Origin of the sequence: Solibacillus sp. FSL W7-1464 (genome assembly GCF_038004425.1) — a bacterium.
Lineage (GTDB): Bacteria > Bacillota > Bacilli > Bacillales_A > Planococcaceae > Solibacillus.
Genome location: NZ_JBBORC010000001.1, coordinates 1,430,545 through 1,454,307 on the forward strand (window position 1 = coordinate 1,430,545; position 23,763 = coordinate 1,454,307).

23 protein-coding genes and 1 other annotated feature are annotated in these 23,763 nt (G+C 41.0%); of the genes, 22 read left to right on the forward strand and 1 reads right to left on the reverse strand.

Going from position 1 to position 23,763, the window contains the following annotated elements; genetic code table 11:
* Positions 1–60: 60 nt before the first annotated feature.
* The 21 genes from MKZ25_RS06840 to MKZ25_RS06940 all read left to right on the forward strand — a co-directional run bounded on the left by MKZ25_RS06840 (position 61) and on the right by MKZ25_RS06940 (position 22,921).
* Positions 61–1,254: a thiolase family protein gene (locus MKZ25_RS06840; RefSeq protein WP_340800831.1), complete on the forward strand. Its 1,194-nt coding sequence runs from the start codon at positions 61–63 to the stop codon at positions 1,252–1,254.
* A 20-nt stretch (positions 1,255–1,274) separates the two neighbouring features.
* On the forward strand, positions 1,275–2,561 hold the full coding sequence (locus MKZ25_RS06845) for an acetyl-CoA hydrolase/transferase family protein (RefSeq protein WP_340800832.1): 1,287 nt from the start codon (positions 1,275–1,277) through the stop codon (positions 2,559–2,561).
* Positions 2,562–2,596: 35 nt separating this feature from the next.
* The gene (locus MKZ25_RS06850; RefSeq protein WP_340800833.1) at positions 2,597–3,508 is read left to right on the forward strand and encodes an SDR family NAD(P)-dependent oxidoreductase; all 912 of its coding nucleotides are present in this window, start codon (positions 2,597–2,599) and stop codon (positions 3,506–3,508) included.
* A 35-nt stretch (positions 3,509–3,543) separates the two neighbouring features.
* Positions 3,544–4,719 carry an acyl-CoA dehydrogenase family protein gene (locus tag MKZ25_RS06855; RefSeq protein WP_340800834.1) on the forward strand — a complete coding sequence of 392 codons (1,176 nt, stop codon included), beginning with the start codon at positions 3,544–3,546 and terminating at the stop codon, positions 4,717–4,719.
* 54 nt (positions 4,720–4,773) lie between these two features.
* A complete protein-coding gene (locus MKZ25_RS06860; protein WP_340800835.1) occupies positions 4,774–5,181 on the forward strand; it encodes an FAS1-like dehydratase domain-containing protein in 408 nt (135 codons plus the stop codon).
* A gap of 10 nt (positions 5,182–5,191) precedes the next feature.
* The gene (locus MKZ25_RS06865) at positions 5,192–5,572 is read left to right on the forward strand and encodes a MaoC/PaaZ C-terminal domain-containing protein (protein WP_340800836.1); all 381 of its coding nucleotides are present in this window, start codon (positions 5,192–5,194) and stop codon (positions 5,570–5,572) included.
* Positions 5,573–5,700: 128 nt separating this feature from the next.
* The gene (locus MKZ25_RS06870) at positions 5,701–6,585 is read left to right on the forward strand and encodes a R2-like ligand-binding oxidase (RefSeq protein WP_340802985.1); all 885 of its coding nucleotides are present in this window, start codon (positions 5,701–5,703) and stop codon (positions 6,583–6,585) included.
* Positions 6,586–6,642: 57 nt separating this feature from the next.
* A complete protein-coding gene (locus tag MKZ25_RS06875; RefSeq protein ID WP_340800837.1) occupies positions 6,643–8,160 on the forward strand; it encodes an aldehyde dehydrogenase family protein in 1,518 nt (505 codons plus the stop codon).
* Between the two features lie 24 nt (positions 8,161–8,184).
* Complete coding sequence (locus MKZ25_RS06880) at positions 8,185–9,387, forward strand: iron-containing alcohol dehydrogenase (protein WP_340800838.1); 1,203 nt, start codon at positions 8,185–8,187, stop codon at positions 9,385–9,387.
* A 78-nt stretch (positions 9,388–9,465) separates the two neighbouring features.
* Complete coding sequence (locus tag MKZ25_RS06885) at positions 9,466–10,989, forward strand: class I adenylate-forming enzyme family protein (protein WP_340800839.1); 1,524 nt, start codon at positions 9,466–9,468, stop codon at positions 10,987–10,989.
* Positions 10,990–11,132: 143 nt separating this feature from the next.
* Positions 11,133–11,894: a 3-hydroxyacyl-CoA dehydrogenase gene (locus tag MKZ25_RS06890; RefSeq protein ID WP_340800840.1), complete on the forward strand. Its 762-nt coding sequence runs from the start codon at positions 11,133–11,135 to the stop codon at positions 11,892–11,894.
* Between the two features lie 12 nt (positions 11,895–11,906).
* The gene (locus MKZ25_RS06895) at positions 11,907–12,701 is read left to right on the forward strand and encodes an enoyl-CoA hydratase/isomerase family protein (protein WP_340800841.1); all 795 of its coding nucleotides are present in this window, start codon (positions 11,907–11,909) and stop codon (positions 12,699–12,701) included.
* Between the two features lie 76 nt (positions 12,702–12,777).
* The gene (locus tag MKZ25_RS06900) at positions 12,778–13,896 is read left to right on the forward strand and encodes a CaiB/BaiF CoA transferase family protein (RefSeq protein ID WP_340800842.1); all 1,119 of its coding nucleotides are present in this window, start codon (positions 12,778–12,780) and stop codon (positions 13,894–13,896) included.
* 194 nt (positions 13,897–14,090) lie between these two features.
* Positions 14,091–14,852, forward strand: a complete 762-nt coding sequence (yidC, locus tag MKZ25_RS06905) for a membrane protein insertase YidC (protein WP_340800843.1) — start codon at positions 14,091–14,093, stop codon at positions 14,850–14,852.
* A gap of 599 nt (positions 14,853–15,451) precedes the next feature.
* Positions 15,452–15,671, forward strand: a binding site (T-box leader).
* A 39-nt stretch (positions 15,672–15,710) separates the two neighbouring features.
* Positions 15,711–17,390 (forward strand): arginine--tRNA ligase, encoded by a 1,680-nt coding sequence (argS, locus tag MKZ25_RS06910; RefSeq protein WP_340800844.1) that lies wholly within the window; start codon positions 15,711–15,713, stop codon positions 17,388–17,390.
* A 124-nt stretch (positions 17,391–17,514) separates the two neighbouring features.
* On the forward strand, positions 17,515–18,366 hold the full coding sequence (locus MKZ25_RS06915) for an alpha/beta fold hydrolase (protein WP_340800845.1): 852 nt from the start codon (positions 17,515–17,517) through the stop codon (positions 18,364–18,366).
* A gap of 43 nt (positions 18,367–18,409) precedes the next feature.
* The gene (locus MKZ25_RS06920) at positions 18,410–18,988 is read left to right on the forward strand and encodes a GNAT family N-acetyltransferase (RefSeq protein WP_340800846.1); all 579 of its coding nucleotides are present in this window, start codon (positions 18,410–18,412) and stop codon (positions 18,986–18,988) included.
* Positions 18,989–19,178: 190 nt separating this feature from the next.
* Positions 19,179–20,249 (forward strand): 3'-5' exonuclease, encoded by a 1,071-nt coding sequence (locus MKZ25_RS06925; protein ID WP_340800847.1) that lies wholly within the window; start codon positions 19,179–19,181, stop codon positions 20,247–20,249.
* A gap of 103 nt (positions 20,250–20,352) precedes the next feature.
* On the forward strand, positions 20,353–21,189 hold the full coding sequence (gene coaW, locus MKZ25_RS06930; RefSeq protein WP_340800848.1) for a type II pantothenate kinase: 837 nt from the start codon (positions 20,353–20,355) through the stop codon (positions 21,187–21,189).
* Positions 21,190–21,326: 137 nt separating this feature from the next.
* Entirely contained in the window at positions 21,327–21,725 is a 399-nt protein-coding gene (locus MKZ25_RS06935) for a MarR family winged helix-turn-helix transcriptional regulator (protein WP_340800849.1), read from the forward strand.
* Positions 21,726–21,730: 5 nt separating this feature from the next.
* Complete coding sequence (locus MKZ25_RS06940; protein ID WP_340800850.1) at positions 21,731–22,921, forward strand: MFS transporter; 1,191 nt, start codon at positions 21,731–21,733, stop codon at positions 22,919–22,921.
* Positions 22,922–23,051: 130 nt separating this feature from the next.
* Here the strand turns inward: MKZ25_RS06940 and MKZ25_RS06945 are convergent, their stop codons facing one another.
* Positions 23,052–23,441 carry a reverse transcriptase-like protein gene (locus MKZ25_RS06945; RefSeq protein ID WP_340800851.1) on the reverse strand — a complete coding sequence of 130 codons (390 nt, stop codon included), beginning with the start codon at positions 23,439–23,441 and terminating at the stop codon, positions 23,052–23,054.
* A gap of 112 nt (positions 23,442–23,553) precedes the next feature.
* On the opposite strand from MKZ25_RS06945, the gene MKZ25_RS06950 reads away from it, so the two are divergent.
* Positions 23,554–23,745, forward strand: coding sequence for a zinc-finger domain-containing protein (locus tag MKZ25_RS06950; protein ID WP_340800852.1), 192 nt, complete (start codon positions 23,554–23,556; stop codon positions 23,743–23,745).
* Positions 23,746–23,763 lie beyond the last annotated feature (18 nt).

Genomic DNA, 23,763 nt, shown 5'->3' on the forward strand with positions numbered 1-23,763 from the left:
AAGCGACTTCATCAAGTTTAAGCACATGATTAGTACTATGAATTTTTGAGGTGGGATGAAATGAGAAATGCCGTAATAATAGACTCTGTACGTACAGCAGTCGGTCGCATGGGCGAGACATTGAAAGATGTGGAAGTAGATTATCTTGCGGCAAAAGTGTTGGACGAAATTACGATCCGTACCGGAATCGACAAGAGTGAAGTCGATGAAGTCATTATTGGACAAGCGAAGCAAAGTACAGACTCGCCTAATCTGGCCCGCTTAGCCCTTTTACGTGCCGGTTTTCCGATTGAAATTACCGGCTATACTGTTCACCGGCAGTGCGGATCAGGTCTGCAGGCGATGAATAGCGGTGCCCAGCAAATCATGTGTGGACTGTCCGATATTATTATCGCGGGTGGGGCTGAAAGCATGAGCACAGCGCCGTACTATTTGCGGAATGTCCGATACGGTTACGGGGCAGGAAACGGCGAAATTCTCGATTCAAACACGGAAAGTCAGCCCCGTGCCCAACCGATTGAAACATATGGAGCATTAACAATGGGGATGACTGCCGAGAACTTGGCTGTAAAATACTCGATTTCCCGAAGTGAACAAGATGAGTTTGCCTTAAGAAGCCAGGAAAATGCAAAAAAAGCGATCGAGTCGGGATTATTTAAGGATCAAATCGTTCCTTATGAAGTGAAGTCGAAAAAGGGAACCGTCGAATTTAAAGTAGACGAGCATCCAAGGGAAACGACATTTGAAAAACTATCACAGCTAAAACCTGTTTTTAAAGAAAATGGCACAGTAACTGCCGGAAATACGAGTGGTCGAAATGATGGGGCAGGTGTAATCATGCTGATGTCGGAAGAAGCTGCTGCACAGTATGATAAAAAACCGAAAGCGAAAATCATTGCGCAGGCTGTAGCTGGGGTTTCGCCTGAAATTATGGGAATCGGTCCTGCTCCGGCAACTAGAAAAGCACTGAAAATGGCGAATTTAACTCTCGATCAAATCGGGTTAATTGAATTGAATGAAGCCTTTGCAGCGCAATCTTTAGCCGTCATCAAAGAACTTGGCATGGACATAAACCGTGTCAATGTTAATGGTGGGGCAATCGCCCTAGGTCATCCTATTGGCGGCACTGGCGGCGTATTAATGACAAAGCTGCTTCATGAAATGGAAAGACGCGGAGAAAAATATGGTTTAGTTACATTCTGTATCGGCGGCGGACTTGGTATTACGACTATTGTTGAAAACATGCAATTGTAATACGTACTGGAGCTGATCAAATGAACAAGACCGAATGGAAATGCCTCTATACAAAAAAATGTACCACTGCTGAAAAAGCAATCCAGCTTATTGAATCCTCTCAAACAATATTTTTGGCACCGATGTGTAATGAACCTCAAGAACTTGTAGAAGAATTAATACGTCAAAAGGCGCGTTTACAAGAGATTTTACTATATACCATCGTTTTAGGTAGTCCGTGTAAATATGCGGATCTATCATGTCAACCACACTTTACAATCCGAACATTTTTAAATTCATCCTTATTGAAAAAGGCCTGCCAACATAAACATTGTGATTACATTCCTATGAATTTCTCGGACATCCCCCGGTGGATCAAAGAAGAGAAAATCGATGTTGCACTTATCCAGGTTTCCAAGCCAAATGCAGATGGTTTTTGCAATCTCGGACTTTCGGTAGATGTTGTACCGTCATTAATAAAGGAAGCGAAGGTTGTAATCGCGGAAGTAAACAGCAATCTTCCTTGTACATCCGGTGAAACATTGGTCCATGTATCTCAGATTGACTGTTTTGTTCCGTCCGACCGTCCGTTACTCACGATTCCAAACAGTCCACCAGCCAACGAAGATATAGCGATCGGCAATTACGTAGCAGCACTGATCCCTGATTATGCAACGATACAAGTAGGGGTCGGTAAACTCGCAGGAAATATTGTCCGATCACTTCGGTCAAAAGTGGGCTTAGGTGTGCATTCGGGTTCGATTTCTGATGACATTATGCAGCTCATCAATCTAGGAGTCATTACGAACGAACGAAAAGAAATCAATCGTCATAAATCCGTATGTACAACACTTACCGGAACAAACGAGTTATATGAGTTCTGTCATCACAATAATAGCGTTGAACTGTATCCGGTCAGCTACACACATAATGCGGCAGTTATTTCGAAAATAAGCAACTTCTATTCAATTAACTCGGCGCTGGAAGTAAGTCTGTCCGGGCAAATCAATGCCGAACAGGTTGAGGATTCCTATGTTGTTGCAGGAGTTGGCGGTCAAATGGATTTCATTCACGGATCCAAACTTTCCCCTGGTGGAAGAGCGATTATTGCCCTGCCATCCACGGCGAAAAATGGTACGGAATCCCGGATAAAGGTTCATACAAAATACGTGACATCATTGAAGTCTGAAATTGACTATGTTGTCACAGAGTACGGTGTTGCCAAACTGTTCGGAAAGTCTTTAAGCGAACGGTCGGAAAGCTTAATTGCCATTGCGCATCCGAAATTCCGGGCTGCTCTATCTGAACGATACAAACAATTCGTATAAAGAGGAAATCAGCCAAATGAGAAAGGGTGTTAACTATGTCGAATTTAAAAGATAAAGTTGCAATCGTTACAGGTTCCGGTCGAGGGATCGGACGAGATATTGCCTTGCTTTTAGCAAAAGAAGGGGCGAAAGTTGTTGTCAATGATTTGGGCGGAGGATCTGACGGGCTAGGGAATGATACAAAAATTGCAGATGAAGTAGTGCAGGAGATACAGGAACTTGGTGGAGAAGCTGTAGCCAACTATGATTCCGTTGCAGACTATGACTCTGCTTCCAATATTGTAGATACAGCACTCTCACGATTCGGACGCTTGGATATCGTTGTGAATAATGCAGGTATTTTACGTGACCGTATGTTATTTAAAATGAGCGAGGAAGAATGGGATGTCGTTATTGCGGTTCATTTAAAAGGTTCATTCAATATGACGAGGGCGGCATCAACGATTTTTAAGGAGCAAAAAAGTGGACGCTTTATTCATTTCACTTCCACTTCAGGGTTAATCGGTAATGTGGGGCAAGCCAATTATTCTGCTGCCAAATTAGGAATTGTCGGGTTAAGTAAAAGTACGGCTTTGGATATGGCCCGCTATAATGTTACATCGAATGCGATTGCCCCATTTGCATGGAGTCGATTAATCGGGACAATTCCTGCAGATACAGAAGATGAAAAAGAGCGTGTGGAAAGACTGAAACAGCTTTCACCGGCTCATATTGCGCCATTAGTTGCCTTTTTGGCATCAGACGAAGCTGCCGATATTTCGGGTCAAATATTTGGTGTACGAGGAAAGGAAATTATGGTGTTTTCTCAGCCGCGCCCGATTCGCTCGGTATTCAATGCAAAAGGCTGGTCTGTCGATAGTTTAAGTGCAATTAAAGGATCGCTTCAATCAAGTTTTACACCACTTGAAGGTAGTGCTCAAGTCTTCCCGTATGCTCCGTTAGTGTAATTGTTTGGACTGCTAAATGGAAGGGAGAGAAAAATATGGACTTTCAGCTGCCACCCGATTTACTTGAAATGAAAAAATCAATCCGGGATTTTATAGATAATGTAGTGGATCCACTTGCAGACCAGATTGACCGTGAAGACCGCATTCCAGAACATATTATGAAAAGGTCAAAAGAAATGGGGTTATTCGGTTTAAGTATCCCAGCAGAATATGGCGGAACAGGTATTGATATGGTCGGTAAATGTAGTCTCTTTGAAGAAATCGGGCGCACATCGAATGGTTATATGACGGTTATTGGTGCCCACACCGGAATTGGGTCTGTCGGGATTGTGGAATTGGGGACAGAAGAGCAGAAGCGAAAATATTTACCGCGCATGGCTTCAGGTGACATCATTGGTGCGTTTGCTTTAACCGAAACGACTGCAGGTTCCCATGCGGCCGCTCTGAAAACAACAGCTGTTCGCAAAGGGGACAAATATATTCTGAATGGTGCAAAGCAATATATTACGAATGCCCCGATTGCAGGAGTTTTTACAGTGATGGCTGCGACCGATCCAACGAAAGGTGCAAAGGGGATCACTTCATTTCTCGTAGATAAAAGCGCTCCCGGTTTCATCATCGGAAAAACAGAAGAAAAAATGGGACTTCGCGGATCCCATTCGTCTGAAATCTTCTTCGAGGATTGTGAAGTTCCGGCCGAAAATGTGCTTGGTGAAGAAGGATTAGGTTACGTCAATGCTTTAACCATTTTGGCAAATGGCCGTGCGGGGCTCGCAGCGAGAAATTTAGGCTCATCGCAAAAGCTGTTTGAGCTATCCGTCAAATATGCCCATGAGCGTGAACAGTTCGGTAAACCAATTTTTGAACAGCAAATCATACAGCATTACTTGGCGGAAATGGCTTTGGATATCGAAACATTGAGATCCTTTACGTACCGGGTAGCATGGATGGTGGACCAGGGGATGAATGTCATGAAAGAGGCCGCGATGGCAAAGCTTTTAGGTTCGGAAATTTATAATCGCATCGCGGATAAAGCTGTTCAAATCCATGGTGGTCTCGGCTATATGAAAGATTTTCCTGTTGAAAGATTCTACCGGGATGCCCGTATTACAAAAATATATGAAGGTACATCCGAAATTCAAAAAAACATCATTGCTGCTCAAATTCATAAAGACTATATGAGGAAAGCCCATTCAGCAACAATGAAGTAAAGCAAGTAGAATTATCTGAAAATATCGATAAATGAAGTTGAAGGAGGTGATTTTTTGAGTACAGGGCTTAAGGAAAAAGTTGGCCTGAAATTAGAATCCTACACCTTTCGAGTTGAAAAAGGAAAAATCAAAGAATTTGCACAAGCGATTGGCGATCTGAAAGAGGAGTATTTGAACGGAGAAGCAGTACCACCGACATTCCCAACAGTGATCGATTTCTGGGGTGGAGGTGCCTCCTCATCCGAGGTATTGAATTTAAATATGAAAAAAGTCCTCCACGGTGCGCAGGAGTATGAATATTTCAGGGAAATCGTTCCCGATGAGGAAATTACCGTACATGGTGTTATTGAAAAAGCTTATTCAAAAGCGGCGATGAACTTCTTTGTTATACGCAAAGACTACTTGGACAAACAGGGTGAAACGGTTTTAATCAGTCGATCCACGATTATCGAAAGGCATTAGGGGGCATTTTATGGAAATCGGCCAGACACTGGAACCTTTACAGAAGGAAGAAATAACACATACACAGCTCGTTCGGTATGCAGGTGCATCCGGAGATTTCAATCCGATCCATACCGTTGTCCCTTTTGCGGAAGCGGCGGGATTAGGGGGAGTTATTGCACATGGCATGTTGGTGATGGGCTTTGTCGGACAGGCAATTGGACAATGGTTCGAAGTAAAGGATTTGAAGAAATTCACTACGAGATTTAAAGCAATGACAAGACCGGGAGAAAGAATAACAATTCAAGGCCGGATTGTTGATGAAAATGAAACCTGTTGGATTTGTGAGGCGGAAGCAGTCAATGAAGATGCTGAAGTAAAAGTGAAGGCATTTTTTGAGTTGAAAAAATAATTACTTTTACGTTTGTTCTAGAGAGATGTTTCGTTACGTAAAATTTGTGATGTTGACTGCAATTTTACAGGAGTATCTCTTTAATACACAAGCAGTTATGGACGAAGCGAACAAAATTTAAGGGGGAACTGGCAATGAGAGAATACGTAACGACGAAACAGGAAATCAACAAAAATTCACTACCGTATAACTTGTATCAGAAAGCAAAAAAATTCGGAATCTGGAATCCGGTAGATATCGACTTTACACAGGATAAAGAAGACTGGAAGAAATTAAGTGAGGAGCAACAATTAGAGGTACTTACACAGTTTGCTCAATTTATCGGCGGTGAAGAAGCGGTCACTCAAGATATTTTACCGATGATCATGGCAGTTTCCAAAAAGGGATGGTTCGAAGAGGAATCGTATTTAACAACATTCCTTTTTGAAGAAGCGAAGCATGCTGAATTTTTCAGTCTGTTCCTGGAAGAAATCGGCGTAACGGAAGATTTGACACATTTACTTTCACCAGGCTACCGAAAGTTATTTGATGAAACATTACCGGCAGTGATGGGGAAATTGATTGATGATCAGTCACCGGAAGCGATGATCGATGCAGCGGTTACTTACAATATTTTCGCGGAAGGTGTTTTGGCTGAAACAGGTTACTGGTTCTTCCATGAAGCACTCTCAAAATCAAATCTGTTCCCGGGGTTTATTACAGGAATTCGAAATGTAAAGCGTGACGAAGGACGTCATATTGGTTTCGGTACATTCCTCATTCAGCGCCTGATCAGTGAAAATCCTGAACTTGAGCTGTTTGAACGCGTGCAACAAAGACTGCAGGAGCTGTTACCGATTGCGATGATGTTAACGGAAAGAAAAGAAGAAGTAACAAGTCTTGGTATCGAACGAGGGAAATCGATGGAATTTGCAATGAAACAATTGCAGGCACGTCTGACAGTTCTTTCACGGGCAAAAGGAAAGACTTTAGAAGAAATCTACAATACGGACATTGCTTTAGAGGAAGTATAGGAAATAATCATTCAGACGCTGTAACAAGACAGTTTGCTATTTAAAGGGGGATGAAGGATGACGACAGACGTACAAGTAAAGGTCTTTCCGCAATATATCAATGGTGAATGGACTCCACCTGCTTCAGGTGAATTTTTTGATGTAATTAATCCGGCTACATCAGAAGTCGTTGCGAAAGTTTCAAAAGGGAACCAGGATGATGTGAATAAGGCGGTTCAAAATGCGAAAGAAGTATTTGAATCGGGTGTATGGTCAGGAAAAACGCAGGCGGAACGCGCACAGATCATGCTGCAATTTGCGGGGAAAATCAGGGAGCATGCCCAGGAAATCATTTTCCTGGAGGGGATCAGTACAGGGGCGACACTTCGTAAATTAGGTGGCGCGGATATCCGACAGTTAATCCTTTCTCTTACTCAAACAGCGGATTTATCATTGAAATATGAAGCTGTAACAGCGCTTCCCGTTAATGAGCAGCTCGGTGCGAACCGAAGCCTGCTTGTTCGTGAACCTCTCGGTGTAGTAGCGGCGATCACGCCATTTAACTTCCCGTTAGTATTAGCGATGTGGAAAATCGCACCAGCAATCGCGATGGGGAACTCGATCATTATCAAGCCGGCTTCGAATACACCACTAGGTACATTGAAGCTTGCACAATTAGCTGTTGAAGCCGGTATTCCACCAGGGGTAATTAATGTCATTACTGGTCCGGGAGCTGAAGTGGGGGATGCCCTTGTCACGCATCCGGATGTATCGAAAGTGGCATTTACTGGATCTACTGAAGTAGGCAGAAAGATTATGGCGCAAGCTGCGGGAACGGTAAAGAAAGTGACGCTTGAACTTGGAGGAAAAGCGCCTGCGATCGTACTACCGGATGTAGATCTCGAAGTAGCGATTCCGGGAATTCTGCTCGGTGTGTTTTTCCATTCCGGGCAAGTGTGTGAAGCGAGTACACGAGTTATCGTCCATGAATCCATATATGATATCGTCGTCCAACAACTAGCTGAAACATCGAAGAAAATTAAGCTCGGTCAGCCGCTTGATATGACAACTGGAATGGGGCCGGTGATCTCTGAATCACAGATGAATAAAATCCTCGATTATATTCAGTCTGGCGTTGATGAAGGAGCAAGACTTGTATGCGGTGGTAAACGGGCATCAGGTCCAGGGCTGGATAACGGATATTTCATCGAGCCGACGATTTTCGCAGACGTAACGAATGATATGAAGATTGCGCGAGAAGAAATCTTTGGTCCGGTATTATGCGTGCTTAAATATTCAACAGAAGAAGAGGCAATCGCCATCGCCAATGATACGGAATACGGGTTATCAGGCGGTGTCTGGGGTCGTGATGTGACGAAAGCAAATGAAATTGCTACGAAAATTAATGCGGGAACAGTCTGGATCAATGACTGGCATATTTTCCGTACAGATGCTCCATTCGGCGGCTATAAGCAAAGTGGTGTAGGTCGTGAACAGGGAGCTCAAGTGTTTGATGACTACACGGAGCTTAAAAATATTTGCACGTCCTTAACGACGGAAAACGCACAGCGTCCAGCTTTAGGTTTAATCTTTTAATCGAAAAACGAATGGAGAGATACGATGAAAACGACTTCCTATTTTGAGTTCACGCATCGCCCTGAAATCCGAAGTGGTGCAGGTTCACATATTTTAGTGCCGGATTTAATTCAAGGTTTAGGCGGAAAGCGCCCTGTTCTTTTTTCGGATAAAGGACTGACGGATGCCGGTTTAACGCAAAAAATCAAAAGCTTATTTGACATGGTACCCGGCATAAAGCTTGCTGGTGTGTTTGATGATATTCAGCAAGATGCGAAATCAAGCAATATTAACAGAGGTCTGAAGTATTTTAAAGATTGCAATGGCGACTCCATCATTGCGATTGGCGGAGGCAGTGTTTTAGATACTGCCAAAACAATTAAATGGGCTCTTTATAATGGTGTGAATCAAGTCGAATATACTTTAACGGGGAATGTTCTGGAAGTATGGCCGGATGCTAAGCCATTCGGTATTCCGCATATTTCGCTTCCGACAACTGCCGGAACAGGCGCAGAAATTTCCAGTATTTCTGTTGTGTTCAATGAAATGCTGAATTTGAAATGCAACTTGATGAATCCGTATTTAAGTTCCGACATTGCGGTATTAGATCCCGATTTAACGGTAGGCTTACCGCGACGAGTAACAGCATTTACCGGTATGGATGCACTGACACATGCTGTAGAAGGATTTTTCTCAACAAAATCCACGAATTTCTCGGATGCTTTTGCGCTGCATGCTGCAAAGATCATCGTCGAAAATTTAACTACAGCAGTACATGATGGGAAAAATGTTGCGGCACGTGCCAATATGCTTCAGGCAAGTGCGATGGCGATCACAAGCTTCCAGGCGGCGATGGCCAATATACCAATTCACAATATAGCCCATACGTATGGTGCGAAATACGGGATTCCACACGGTTTGGCAAATGCAGTTCTCATGCCGAGTGTGATGAAAAACATGCCGAACATGTATTTACCGAAAGTAAATGCATTTGCTTCTGCATTAGGGGTCATCCCGAATGCTGAAAATCCGCAAGAAACATTGGATGAGTGCATCAATGTAATTGTCGATTTAAGAAATGCAGTAAATCTGCCGCCAAGCTTTGACGAATTTAATATTGATGCGGCGGATATTCCGCAACTTGTGCCTGCTGTTCAAAACGATCCGTCGTCTTTAAGTTTCCGTATTCCGGATGACATCATCGTAAACGTTTCTAAAGAAGTAATCAGTTCAAAAGTAAGTATTTGATTTAAAGGAAGCGCTCTTGAGGAGAGGGGGGAATCTTCCTTTCCTTTGATCGATAATTTGAAAGTAGGAGGTTACATTATGAATATTGTTGAATTGCTTACTTCAACAACTTCACGTTTGCCGGATCAACCTGTCATCCACTTCAAAGGGGCAATGCTTACTTATAAAGAATTGCAAGATAAAGTGTACAAAATCGCCGCAGGTTTGAAGGAACAAGGTGTCACAAAAGGTACAAATATAGCATTAATGATGACGAATCGCCCGGAATATATTATTACGTATTTTGCTGTTTTAGCGAATGGAGGTACGGTCGTTCCGATCAATCCGACATTTAAAGAGCAGGAAGTTACGTATATCGTAAACGATTCTGAAGTGGAACTGTTAATTATGGAAGATGTGTGTAGGCCCGTCATTGAAAATGCAATGGCTCAATTGAAAACGGTCAAAACAATTATTAACTACAGTGATACGGCCGATGAACAATTTTTATCATGGCATCAACTGGACACATCCGCTTCTATTTCAGAAATTGTACCCCTTCATGAATCTGATGTCGCACAAATTATTTATACTTCCGGAACGACAGGAAATCCGAAGGGCGCCATGATTACACACGGAAATCTAAACTGGATGGCAATAACAGCAGCCGTCTACAATCAGTTAGTTCCGAGTGACCGTGTACTATGTGTATTGCCCTTGTTCCATGCTTATGCAAAACTTCAGGGCTTCCTTGCACCGATTGCTCACGGTTGTGCAATTTATTTAGAGGAACGGTTCCATCCTGTCGAAACATTAAAAGCGATTGCCGAACATGAAATTACAATCTTTTTAGGTGTGCCGACAATGTATGCCTTTTTTGCCCAAGTACCTCATTTAGTAGAGCAGCTGGACTTCTCAAAATTACGTACAGCCGGTTCAGGTGGTGCAAGCTTACCGGCAGAGCTATTGCACAAGACGAATGAATCGTTCGGTGTCAGTATTTCAGAAGGATACGGTTTAACGGAAAGTACGGTCATGCTGTTGACAACACACCGAAGCTTACCGAAGAAAGTCAATTCTGTCGGCATGCCGTTACCGGGAATCGATTTAAAGCTGGTCGATCCGGAAGGCAATGAAGTGGCCGATCATGAAGTAGGCGAAATCTTATTCAGAGGGCCGAACATGATGAAAGGTTACTACAAAAAGCCTGATGAGACTGCAAATACAATCAGGGACGGCTGGTTGTATACAGGGGACATGGCTTACCGAGATGAAGAAGGCTATCACTTTATCGTAGACCGTAAAAAAGACATTATCATTCGAGGCGGATTTAATATTTATCCTAGGGAAATAGAGGAACTGCTGTATCAGCATCCGGCGATCGTGGAATGTTCAGTGATCGGCAGACCGGACCCGATTTTTGGTGAAAAGACCGTTGCGTATGTCGTATCGAAAGATTCCGAGCTTACAGAAGAAGATATTCGGGACTACTGCAAAGTAAAACTTGCCGAATACAAAGTACCGGATTATGTAAGTTTTATCGAAGAAATTCCGAAGTCGGGAACAGGTAAGATTTTAAAAACGGCGCTGAAAAACTTGGACAAGAATGCACTGCCTAAATAAGAAGCGGTCGGTTGGTCGAAGTTCTTAAACTTCAGTACATGAACTAGAACGCAGATCATGCCCTTTTGGACGAGGCGCAAATGCGAATGCCCGGAAATGGCAAACAGGTTAACCATTGAACATGAATAAGGAGGGATTTATAAATGAATTTTGACCAAAAGGCAATTATCGTTACGGGTGGAGGATCCGGTTTAGGTGAAGCGACTGCACGAAAGGTTGCAGCTGCTGGAGGCTATCCGGTCATATTGGATTTAAATGAAGAAAAAGGTCAGGCGGTAGCTGATGAAATAAATGGCCTGTTTTTTAAAACGAACGTTGTGAAGGAAGAAGACGTACAGGCAGCGATCGACGGTGCTGTAGAAAAGTACGGTTCGATTCAAGGTGTTGTAAACTGTGCAGGTCTTGGTACTTCGACACGTGTAGTAGGCAGAAAAGGTATTTTTCCATTAGATGAATTTAACTTTATTATTCAAGTGAATCTGGTTGGTACGTTTAATGTCATCCGTTTAGCGGCAGCTGCCATGATGACAAATGAACCGAACGAACACGGGGAGCGCGGGGTTATTGTGAATACAGCTTCTGTAGCGGCATTCGATGGGCAAATCGGCCAGGCTGCCTATTCAGCATCTAAAAGCGGGATTGTAGGGATGACATTGCCGATTGCAAGGGATTTGGCAAGCTATGGCATCCGGGTTATGACGATTGCACCGGGAATTTTCGATACACCTTTAATGAACAGTGCCCCTCAAGCGCTTAAGGAAGCATTAGGAAAACAAATTCCATTCCCATCCCGTTTAGGGGAAGCTGATGAATATGCACATTTAGTAAAGGCCATTTTTGAAAATCCAATGTTAAACGGTGAAACGATTCGACTCGACGGCGCGATTCGCATGGCCCCAAGATAAGGAGGATAACGGATGAATCTTGAAACAATGACGATAGAGAAATTAGATTACGGTGTCCACGTCGTAACAATTAATAACCCTCCAGCGAATACATTAAATGCTGGAATTCAACAGGACTTGTTGCACCTGATTGAAGAAGTCGAGAAAAATCCGGCAATCCGGGCTATTGTGTTCAAATCGGCCAATCCTAAAATCTTCATAGCAGGTGCTGACCTTGGAGCAATGGGCAGCTCCAATGAAAACGTGGATTTTGCCGAAAGTTCAAAACATGTGCAAGATATTTTTAATCGGCTCGAAGCATTGCGGGTACCGACAATTGCCTCAATTAATGGCCATGCATTAGGCGGCGGTTGTGAATTCGTACTTTCATGCGACTTCCGTATTATGGGTGCCGGTACAATTGGCTTAACGGAAGCATCTTTGGGCTTATTGCCTGGTGCTGGCGGTACGCAGCGAATGACTAGATTGGTAGGCGGAGCAAAAGCACGTGAATTAATGTATTTAAGCAAACGTTTAAAAGCTGAAGAAGCTGCGGCAATCGGCTTAATTACAGAAGCGGTAGCCCCGGAAGAGTTGGAGGAAAAGGCAATTGCATTCGCAAATAAGCTTGCGCAAAGTGCAGTAGGAGCGATCGGCCTCATTAAAGAGAGTATTTTGGCTGCGGAAGAATTGCCGTTGGAACAAGGGTTGTTAGTGGAACGGGAAGCCTTTGCGAAAACATTTACTACAGGGGAAGTAAATGAAGGCATCCGTGCGTTCTTTGAGAAACGCCCTCCGAATTTTTTAAAGCCAGTTACAAATCAATAAATAGGACAATTGGGGGCCGTGTTGAAAGTTCAGCTTTCAGTACGGCCTTAATTTATACTGGAAGGATGAAGGAAATATGTTGTTAAAAGGGTTGAAAATTTTGGATTTCTCCACATTATTGCCAGGTCCGTTTGCGACGATGATGCTTGCAGATCTAGGAGCGGAAGTGGTACATGTCACAAAACCGGTAGAAGAAGGCAGGCAATGGGGACCGGACGAGTATTTGCAGCGCTCTAAAAAATCGCTGGCGGTCGATTTAAAATCTCCGGAAGTTGTCGCATCCATAAAGGAACTATTAAAGGAACAGGAATACGATATTGTTGTTGAGCAGTTCCGCCCTGGCGTGATGGCACGTCTTGGTCTAGATTATGAGTCATTAAAAGCGATCAATCCTGGCTTAATATACTGTTCCATTACCGGCTACGGACAGACTGGCTCTTACAGTGAACGCGGCGGGCATGATATTAACTATGTCGCTTTGGCAGGGCTGCAAGGATATTCCGGCACAAAAGAAAATGGCCCGGCAAATATTGGTTTTCAGGTGGCTGATTTGGCGGGAGGATCAATGCATGCGGTCATCGGCATTTTATCGGCTGTCATTTATCGTGGAACAACTGGACTCGGGCAGCATCTGGATATAAGCATGACGGATTGTGCTTTAACGTTAAATGCCTTATTTGCCCATGATTATCTAGCTGAAGGAAAACCGCTTGCGCGTGAAGAGCTGATCTTAAACGGCGGATCATTCTATGGTTACTACGAGACACTGGATGGCCGGTACCTTTCTGTCGGCAGCCTGGAACCGAAATTCAGGCAGCAGTTATGTGGGGCAATCGGATCCCCGGATTTACTCCGATTAGCATTGAGTAATAAACCGGATGATATGGCCATGCTGAAAGAACAGCTGCAAAGTACTTTTAAGCAAAAGACACTGGAAGAATGGCATTCTATTTTCTCTGAAGTAGATGCTTGTGTAGAGCCGGTATTGACGTTTGAAGAAACGGTTGAACACCCGCTTTTCAAGGACCGGGAAATGTTTGTGGAAATAGCAAAGCCGGATGGAACGACACAAAAACAGATTGCATGCCCGATCAAGTCCAATCTCTTCCAAGCATCTTATGGGACAGTCGGGGTAAAAGCGGGCGCACATAACGAAGAAATATTAGGGCATCTGTTAAAGAAGAAGATAAAGTAGAGAGAAAGAAGCAGATAAAAACGTATCACCTGCAGTGCTGAAAAGTGAGTAAATAGTAGTGGGAATGTAAAAAATAATACGTTTTATTACGTTCATATTAAAAAAACTTAACATTTATGAGAGTGATTACTGTTCTTTTTTTGAAAAATATTTTAAGATATAAACGAATTACAAGAATGTTGAGCAGGTGAACTATGAAAAACTTAAAACTTAGTGTTTTCCTTCTGACCGTTCCACTTTTACTGGCAGGCTGTGAAAGTGTTGAAAACAAAGAAGGCTTCTTCTATTCAACATTTGTACGTCCGATGGATTGGACGTTAAACACATTTGGTGAATTATTTAACGGCAGCTATGGTCTGGCTATTATTGCTATTATTTTAATTATTCGTCTCGTACTAATGCCGTTTATGCTTAAAACTTACCGCAGTCAAGCTACAATGAAAGTGAAGATGGATCTTGTCCGACCGCAAATGGAGGATATCCAGAAACGTTTAAAAGCAGCAAAAACTCCGGAAGAAAGAACGACGGTTCAGCAGGAAATGATGTCGCTCTACAAAGAACATAATATTAATCCGCTAAATATGGGCTGCCTGCCAGCGCTAATACAAATGCCGATTATTATGGGCTTATACTATGCGATTTTATATTCGGCTGAAATCAAAACACATTCATTCCTATGGTTTGACCTCGGCTCTACAGATATTTGGATGACTGCAATCGCAGGTGTCGTTTATTTTGTACAAGCAAAAGTATCGCTTCAAACCGTACCAGAAGCTCAGAAGAATCAAATGAAACTGATGATTTATGTATCACCGATCATGATTGTCATTATTTCATTGTCTTCGATGGCTGCACTCCCGCTGTACTGGGCAGTCGGAGGGTTATTCTTAATTGTCCAAACTTTTATTGGACGCAAATTTTTTTCTCACATCCCTGAAACTAAGGGAAATGAATAAATATAAGTTATGCCGCTGCTAAAGGCTTACTGAACTAAAACTACTGAGACGATGGTTCCAGTAGTTTTTTTTATGGTTTTTTGCTCAGTGTGCTGTTGTGGTGCAATTTTCTAATAAACTGGCGGATTGTTCTAATATATTTTAAAAAGTTCTAATAAAATGCTGATCTTCTAATATATTTGCCATTTGTTCAAATAAGTAGTCGAGATTTTCTAATAAAGCATCCGGTTGTTCTAATATGTCACAAGCATTTTCTAATAAACTGACGAATTGTTCTAATATATTTTAAAAGTACTAATAAAATCCTTATCTTTTAATCTATTTGCCAGTTGTTCAGATAAAATGGTCGAGATTTTCTAATAAAGCATCAAGTTGTTCTAATATGTCGCAAGCATTTTCTAATAAACATATTGTTTGTTCTAATAAAGGTGACATGAGGTTTCGGATCCTTCCTTTAATATAGGAAAACTTGAGGGGCCAGCATTTATTTCCGATGGTTTCCTAAAATAAAGTCGATTGTCTAATAACCACCTCAAATTATCTAATAATCGAAAAAAGATTTGACAATAATCAACTTTAATAGATATAATTCAGTAAATTTAAATTCGATGAAGAAGACAGTAATTTACAGATGTTTTGGAAAGCGAGCTGGGGATTGGTGTGAGCCTGGTGCAAAATATGTAAATGAAGCGCACTTTGGAGAAGCGGTCTGAACATGAGTAGGATCTGCCGGGGAGTCACCTCGTTACTAATGGAAAGTGGTCACGATTTGTGGCAACTAGAGTGGTACCACGGGAATTCAAAGCTCTCGTCTCTATTATTTGAGACGGGGGCTTTTTTATTTTGGGAGGGGAAAACATGTATAAAAGTATTGCATCAATTATTCATGAGGCTTTGCCGCAAAAAATAATAACTAATGATGAAATTGAACGACTACTGGAAAAGCCGAAATATGAGGCTTTAGGGGATGTAGCTTTTCCATGCTTTACGTTTGCTAAAACTTTAAAGAAAGCCCCAAACGTGATCGCTCAGGAAATAAGCAACAATATTAAAAGTGGGCTCGTTCAGGAAGTACAAGTTATTGGAGGCTATATAAATTTATTTTTAAATAAACTACAAGTGACGAGAGAAGTCATTACTCAAATTATGAAAGCTCCAGAAACGTACGGTCAACAAGAAGCACAGCATAAGAACATAGTAATCGATTTTTCATCACCGAATATTGCAAAGCCATTCTCCATGGGACATCTACGTTCTACTGTTATTGGCAATGCCCTTGCAAATATTGCAGAAAAAAACGGATACAGTGTCGTTCGGGTAAATCATCTTGGCGACTGGGGCACCCAATTTGGAAAATTGATTGTCGCATTCCGATTGTGGGGAGATAAAGAACGTGTTGAACAAGCACCTATTGAAGAACTTTTAAAGCTATACGTGAAGTTCCATGATGAAGCAGAAACAGATGAAACACTAAATGAGGAAGCGAGATCAGCTTTTAAAGCGCTCGAAGATAAGGACCCACAATCAATGGAATTATGGACCTGGTTTAAAAGTGCCTCCTTACAAGAATTTAAGCAGATTTATGATCAGCTCCATATTGAGTTTGATTCGTATGAGGGGGAAGCTTTTTATAATGACAAAATGCAGTCTGTTGTTCATGAATTAAATAAGAAGCAATTACTTACAGAGTCGGATGGTGCAAATGTTGTTGAGCTTGAAGACATGCCACCTTGTTTAATAACAAAACAGGACGGTGCAACATTATATGCAACCCGTGATTTAGCCGCAGCATTTTATAGAAAGGTGCATTATGAACCTTCCAAAGTTTTCTATGTAGTAGGTAATGAGCAAACACTGCATTTTAAACAAGTGTTTCAAGTAGTTTCGAAAATGGGGTATCCCTGGGCGGAAAATCTGAAGCATGTACCATTTGGAATGATGCTGAAAGACGGGAAAAAGATGTCGACTCGTAAAGGTAGAGTCATTTTATTGAAGGACGTATTAATAGAAGCAGTAGAAACGGCAACCAGAAATATAGAGGAGAAAAATCCAACGTTAAATAATAAACAAACTGTTGCTGAGCAAGTAGGAATTGGCGCGGTTATATTTAATGACTTAAAAAACTTCCGATTAAACGATATTGAATTTTCATTACCTCAAATGTTAAATTTCGAAGGTGAAACAGGACCATATGTACAATACACTCATGCCCGTATACATTCAATTTTACAAAAGGCAAAATTTAAAGCTAACAAGGAAATACCCGTAAAAGAATTAGAAGAATCGGCTTGGGCGGTAATTCAGCTGTTGCAACAATATCCACAAGTGATCATAGATAGTTTTGAACAAGTGGATCCGTCATTAATTGCGAAATATGTATTGCAATTAGCACGGATGTTCAACAAATATTATGCAAATACAAAAATTTTAGTGGAAGATGAGCAGCGGGAAAGCCGTTTACAGCTATGTTTTGCAGTGGCAACTGTATTAAAGGATGGTTTGAATTTGCTAGGAATCCAATCTCCTGAAAGTATGTAATTATAACGAACTTAGTGGTGATTTGAATGCTTTTAAAATTCTCTAAAGATATAAATACTCATTGTATCCACTCATTAACTATGCGAAAATTTATTAGAATATTGGAAAAATAAGGAGTGGTACTATGTGGGAGCAGCAGCTGATTGAAACAACGCGAGGAATATTCGAAGTTTTTACAAAAGGCGAGGGGAAACCGCTCTGTGTGACGCATTTATACAGTGAATATAATGCAAATGGAAATCGGTTTGCGGAAATGTTTGTACCGTATTATAAAGTGCATTTAGTGAATTTGCGCGGCTGCGGAAAATCAACGGATGATGTGTCTATCTTTAATTATGGTATGCAGGATAGCGTAGAAGATATGGAGGCAATCCGCGCAGCATCAGGTTATGAGGCATGGGGGTTTGCGGGACATTCAACAGGAGGGATGCTTGCATTAAATTATGTGATTTTGCATCCGGAAAGTGTGGAATTCATCGTAGCTGGCGGTCTTTGTGCTTCTGCGGAATATATGCATCATCCTGCGAGCATTTACTGCAAGGAAAATCCTAACAATAAAAGGATTCTAGAGATTTTAGCGATGCTGGCTGATCCATCATCAACAATCGAGCAAAGAAGAGCTGGCTCTAAAGAATGGGCGCTTATGTCGTTATATAAAAAACAAAGCTATGAAAATATGATAAGCCGTCCGAACAGCGGGAAAACCGTTACAAAAAGACTGGACTATTTTTCGTATAAAGAGCTGCCAGACTTTGATTTGCGACCGCAATTGCCGACAGTGAAAACGAAAGCCTATATATATGGCGGGTTATTCGATGCGCAATGTCCTTATGAATTTGCAGTGGAAGCAGCCGATTTGTTGGCAAATGCCTCTTTGACCACTTTTGCAGAAAGTAACCACAATCCGTTTATTGAGGAAGAAGAAAAGTTCTCGGAATTTGTGCAGAATGTGTCTCAAATTCATTCCCTCCGATAAAAAAGGATAGGTTCGATCAGATTTAGTGAAAAGGGAGAAATATATGGAAGATATACTATTAGAAAATAAAATCATCAAGTTAAGGCCAGTCCAATTAAGTGATATCGAAGCAATCACAAATGCCGCGAATGATGCGCGGATTTGGGAGCATATGTCGGTCACGCTGCTGTCAAAAGAAGCGGTACAAAACTATATTGAAAATGCGATGAAAGAACGGGAGAAAGGTATTTCGTATATGTTTGCGGTCATCGATAAAAAAACAGATGAAATTGTAGGCTGTACATCTTTTCTTGATATTTCGTTTCCCCATAAACGGTTGGAAATAGGGGCTACTTGGTATCACCCGAGTGCTTGGCGTTCTGCGATTAATACAAATTGCAAGTTTCTCTTGTTCCAATATTGTTTTGAAGTACTTAAATTAAATCGCATTCAAATTAAAACCGGGCACGAAAACTACCGCTCACAAAAAGCCATCGAACGCATAGGCGCAGTAAAAGAAGGGGTTTTACGCAACCATATGATCCGAAAAGAAGGAATTATTCGGCATACCGTTATGTATAGTGTCATTGCGGAAGATTGGGGAAAACTCAAAACCAAGTTCATTGATGATTTATTAAAATAAATGTGAAATTGAGATAATGGCTATGATAAGAATTTAAAAGAAAATCACATTTTTTCAAGCCTTTTAACACAAATTGTGTGGATTAAACGAACATTATCGTGTCATAACCCATGTTTTCATATACAATGAGAGAGGTTAATCTTTAATAGGGATACTTTTTACCTGTTAAATATAGATAGATGCGGTGTAGGTGAAAAATTTGGGACGAACGAAAACATATATAAGTATAGATATTGAGGCTGCCCTTATACGGGGGAAGCAGTATATTATTGAAATTGGTGCGGTTAAATGGTTGCCGGATGGTACGACGGAAACGTTTACCCAGCTTATTCAGCCCTATAAATTCAAAAAGCTGAATGCTCATATTCAAAAGCTGACAGGTATTACTACAGAACAGCTAATTGATGCACCTTCTTTTAAAGAAGCTTTTAATAAATTTAAACGCTGGTGTAAGCAGGATTATGTATTTTTAACATTTGGTGAATTTGATCGGAAAGTGCTTGAAGAAGAGCTGTCGCGCAATTACATAAAAAATGATTGCTTATATCCAATGATCGATTTTCAGCAAAAATATATGATTGCAAACGGTTTAAAAGAGCAGCCTTCATTAGGTGGGTTAATGGCCCAGCTTGGACTGGAAAACGAGACCCAGCACCGTGCATTAGCTGATGCGGTAAGTCTGCTCTCAATTTTTGTGAAAGTAGATGGAGATAAGCTCATTGAACAGCAGCAAACAAATGATTTTATTTTGTTGCTGACAAATTTCAGAATGCTGGAAACGACGTACGAACTCGTAATTTCAGCAACGAATTGCAAAGTCGAGGATGATCGGATAATTGTCAATTCAATGAATACTTTCCGTGATGAGCTTCCTTTTACTGTTCAAATGGTTGAACGTCAGGGGGAAGACGGGGAAAAAACGGCAACGGAAAAAATTTCGATTAAACCGAGTGCGCAGGCAAAACAGTTCTTGCAGCAGATTTCCGATAATATGAACGGTAAAATTTTAATTTCGCGTACGGCATTACGTTCAATGTCAAAAATATTAAAATTGCATCAAGTAACTTTGCCTAAAACAGAAGTGATGACATTAGTAAATTTATTGAAAAAAGAAGAGATTATTGCTAGGTTTAATTTGGATGATGAACCTACAAATACATATGAAGCAAGGGTTTTACATTTGCTTAATAAGTATGAGCATATGTTTGTTGCTGAGTTTTATAAGCGGGCATTAATCGAGAAAAATATAATACAGGTATAATAAATTCTCCATTATAAGGAGAATTTTTTCTTTAATGCCGACTCCTATTACGTTATGATAGGGGGGTACGAATCACTCGTGGGATAATAAAGGAGATTAATTTATGTCAGCATGGATTGGAATTGATACAGGGGGTACGTTAACGAAGCTTGCCTATTTGGATGAACAGCAGGAGCTTAAATTGACGGTCTTTCCATCTAACGAAATGCATTTAGTAAAAGAATGGTTGGAAAATCATCCTCAAGTTGAAGAAATCGGCTTAACAGGAGGACGTACAGAGCAATTGCTGGACGTCTTAAAGACGATGAAGTCGATTGAATATATTGTTGAATTTGAAGCAACTTTAAAAGGTGTGCGCTATTTACTGGAGAAAGAAGGCTACACAGTTGATCAAAGTATCATTACCAATATTGGCACAGGTACATCGATACACTATATGGATGGCAATACCCATGCCAGAGTAGGCGGTACAGGTGTAGGCGGGGGTACTCTGATCGGACTTTCCACAATCATGACCGGAATTTCAGATTTTGATGAAATAAAAGCAAACGCTTTCAAAGGGAAACGAGAAGGCATTGACATGCTTGTAAAGGATATTTATCAAGGAATGGATACACCGATTGACGGCAATTTGACAGCCAGCAATTTTGGGAAGGTCGGCATTACCGATCAACGCGAGTTTGAACAAAATAACGTACTGGCAACAACACAGGGGCTGATCGGTGAAGTGATTTCGACGTTAAGTATCCAGCTAGCCGTCCAGTATGAGACAGAGCATATCGTTTATATCGGTTCAACACTGATCGACAATGATCAGCTTGTAAAGGTAATTGAACATTATACTACTTTAAAAAAACATAAACCTATTTTCTTGGAAGATTGCGGATTTTCCGGTGCGATTGGTGCATTGTTAAATATCCGTGAGCATAGCAGAAGTTAAAGGACAGCATTTAGGCTAGCAACATAGTTTAAATGCTTCTTTTTTGCCGTTTATCTCTCAATTACTTTACTTAGCTTTTTAGGAAGCGTAAAATGGGGAAGTAAATTATTTAGTTAGGTAAATAAGGAGTGATTGCGATGAATCCGTTATTTCATACATTTTTTCAGCAAAATCGTTATTTAGTAAATCAATTAAATGATGTTCTAAAACAGCATGGACTATTCAGCTCACAATGGACGGTTCTTTTTTTATTGCATCAAAACGGGCCAATGACACTAACAGCGATATGGAAATACCTCGATGTGGAAGCGCCGACCGTAACACGAACAGTCACACGTCTGGAAACGCTTGGATGGGTGGAAAGGGTTCAAGGTGCAGATAAACGTGAAAAAATGATTGATTTAACTTCCAAAGCAATGGAACACTTTCCTCAAATAGAAGCATCTGTCGTTTCGTTCGAGGAAAAAATGACTAAGAATCTGTCTGAAGAAGATCAGGCACTCCTCATTCACTTACTAAAAAAGATGGAAGGTTAGAATAAATGGAGCTTCAGGAACAAACAAATAAAATTTTTACTAAACGATTTATTAGTCTATTCTTTACGAATATGTCGATATTTCTCGTGTTTTACGGCTTAATCACAACATTGCCGTTATATGCAATCGGTGAGTTAGGAAAATCGGATGACGATTCAGGCCTGCTTGTAACGGTATTTTTAATTTCAGCGATTATCGTCCGTCCATTCAGCGGAAAATTGTTGGATATTTATGGCAAGAAGCGATTGCTGATTATAAGTCTTGTACTTTACTTTGCATGCACGGTAATGTACTTATTTTTCAAACCTTTTCTGCTTTTGCTTGCACTTCGTTTTTTCCAGGGGATATGGTTTAGTATTGCAACGACTGCATCGGGCTCTTTGGCAGCCGATATTATTCCGAAAAGGCGAAAAGGAGCAGGATTGGGGTATTTTGCGATGTCTTCGAATTTAGCTGTCGTATTCGGTCCTTTTATTGGATTGCTCATTGTCCAATATTCAAGTTTTGATATGCTCTTTATCCTATTATCTGTATTTGTGGCAATAGGCAGTTTGCTGGCATTAACTATTCAAACGAATGACTTACCGCTACCGTTCGTAGCAGACCGCAGCTTTAAATTTTCATTCAATGATTTATTTGAACGAAGTGCATTGCCGCTTGCCGCACTAGCCAGCTTGATTGCGTTTTCTTATGCAAGTGTACTGTCGTTCCTATCGCTTTATGCAGAACAGAAGGATTTACTGAGCGTTGCCAGCTATTTTTTTGCGGTGTTTGCTGTTGCAATGATAACAGTTCGTCCAATTACCGGGAAAATCTATGATACAATCGGTGCAAAATTTGTTATTATCCCATCGTTCTTTATTTTTGCATTAGGCCTGATTATTCTTGGCAATGCCAATCAGGAAATTCCATTCATATTATCCGCAATCTTTATCGGTGCAGGATATGGTACGTTAACAACAAGTTTCCAGTCGCTATGTATCCAGTCAACTTCAATCCAGCGCAGCGGCTATGCAACGGCCACTTATTTTACACTGTTTGACATAGGGATTGCTGTTGGATCGTATTTGCTGGGGATGGTAGCGGTGAGTCTTGGCTATAAATATGTGTATTACATTGCAGCATTTATAATTGTTGTCGTATTTGCTCTGTATATGCTGTTACTCACTCGGCAAAAACACAAAACGGAACAATAAAAAAGACGATTCATCATTCCTCCAGTGGGATAGATGAATCGTTTTTTGCCACAATTAGTTTTAGGAGTTTTTTGATTCATGATTTGGTTGGGGATGAATGAACTCTCAGTAAATTTAAGGGGAAGAGCTTCTAATTATTTTTTAAGATTGCTTCACGAGCCAGAACATCAGCTGCTTTGTTATCTTTATCGGAAATCCATTTTATGAAAAAAAGGTCAAATTGTTCAATTAACGCGAGTGCCTGCTCTAAATAAGGTTTGAATTCCTCGTTTTTCACATATGCTTTGTCGATTGAGCTTACAACAATTTTTGAATCGGAGCGCATTGAAACAAACGATGAACCGATTTTCAACGCTTCTTCCAAACCACGTATTAGCGCTATAAATTCGGCCTGATGATTGTTCGTGATTCCTATTGGTTCACTGATTTTTATATGCTGTCCTTCACCTTTTATAAATATCCCAATCCCGCTAGGACCAGGATTTCCGGCACTGGCACCATCTATATACACTTCTAACATAATTTCGCTCCTTTTTTCGTTCTGTTCGTTTAAGTATAACAAATACATGTAAGTTGGAGAAAATAAAAAAATAGCGTACAATAGTAAAACAAAATATCGGGAGGTACATGACTTGAATAAAGTAGATGTTATGAAAGATATTGATGAATTGATGGATATGTACTGCGCTGATTGTCCAGTCATTCAGGATCTTCGTAAAGAACGGGGCAAACATGGTGCACACCGTTTCTGCATCGAATCTTGTACAGTAGGGAAACAGCTTCAGTTTCTTGGAAAAGAAATAATGAAAGTATCCGAAAAATAATAATATTTGATCTTTCAT

Coding starts and splice junctions, on each gene's coding strand:
- MKZ25_RS06840 (WP_340800831.1), top strand. CDS start 61: ATGAGAAATGCCGTAATAATAGACTCTGTACGTACAGCAGTCGGTCGC.
- MKZ25_RS06845 (WP_340800832.1), top strand. CDS start 1,275: ATGAACAAGACCGAATGGAAATGCCTCTATACAAAAAAATGTACCACT.
- MKZ25_RS06850 (WP_340800833.1), top strand. CDS start 2,597: ATGTCGAATTTAAAAGATAAAGTTGCAATCGTTACAGGTTCCGGTCGA.
- MKZ25_RS06855 (WP_340800834.1), top strand. CDS start 3,544: ATGGACTTTCAGCTGCCACCCGATTTACTTGAAATGAAAAAATCAATC.
- MKZ25_RS06865 (WP_340800836.1), top strand. CDS start 5,192: ATGGAAATCGGCCAGACACTGGAACCTTTACAGAAGGAAGAAATAACA.
- MKZ25_RS06875 (WP_340800837.1), top strand. CDS start 6,643: ATGACGACAGACGTACAAGTAAAGGTCTTTCCGCAATATATCAATGGT.
- MKZ25_RS06880 (WP_340800838.1), top strand. CDS start 8,185: ATGAAAACGACTTCCTATTTTGAGTTCACGCATCGCCCTGAAATCCGA.
- MKZ25_RS06885 (WP_340800839.1), top strand. CDS start 9,466: ATGAATATTGTTGAATTGCTTACTTCAACAACTTCACGTTTGCCGGAT.
- MKZ25_RS06890 (WP_340800840.1), top strand. CDS start 11,133: ATGAATTTTGACCAAAAGGCAATTATCGTTACGGGTGGAGGATCCGGT.
- MKZ25_RS06895 (WP_340800841.1), top strand. CDS start 11,907: ATGAATCTTGAAACAATGACGATAGAGAAATTAGATTACGGTGTCCAC.
- MKZ25_RS06900 (WP_340800842.1), top strand. CDS start 12,778: ATGTTGTTAAAAGGGTTGAAAATTTTGGATTTCTCCACATTATTGCCA.
- yidC (WP_340800843.1), top strand. CDS start 14,091: ATGAAAAACTTAAAACTTAGTGTTTTCCTTCTGACCGTTCCACTTTTA.
- argS (WP_340800844.1), top strand. CDS start 15,711: ATGTATAAAAGTATTGCATCAATTATTCATGAGGCTTTGCCGCAAAAA.
- MKZ25_RS06915 (WP_340800845.1), top strand. CDS start 17,515: ATGTGGGAGCAGCAGCTGATTGAAACAACGCGAGGAATATTCGAAGTT.
- MKZ25_RS06920 (WP_340800846.1), top strand. CDS start 18,410: ATGGAAGATATACTATTAGAAAATAAAATCATCAAGTTAAGGCCAGTC.
- coaW (WP_340800848.1), top strand. CDS start 20,353: ATGTCAGCATGGATTGGAATTGATACAGGGGGTACGTTAACGAAGCTT.
- MKZ25_RS06935 (WP_340800849.1), top strand. CDS start 21,327: ATGAATCCGTTATTTCATACATTTTTTCAGCAAAATCGTTATTTAGTA.
- MKZ25_RS06940 (WP_340800850.1), top strand. CDS start 21,731: ATGGAGCTTCAGGAACAAACAAATAAAATTTTTACTAAACGATTTATT.
- MKZ25_RS06945 (WP_340800851.1), bottom strand. CDS start 23,441: ATGTTAGAAGTGTATATAGATGGTGCCAGTGCCGGAAATCCTGGTCCT.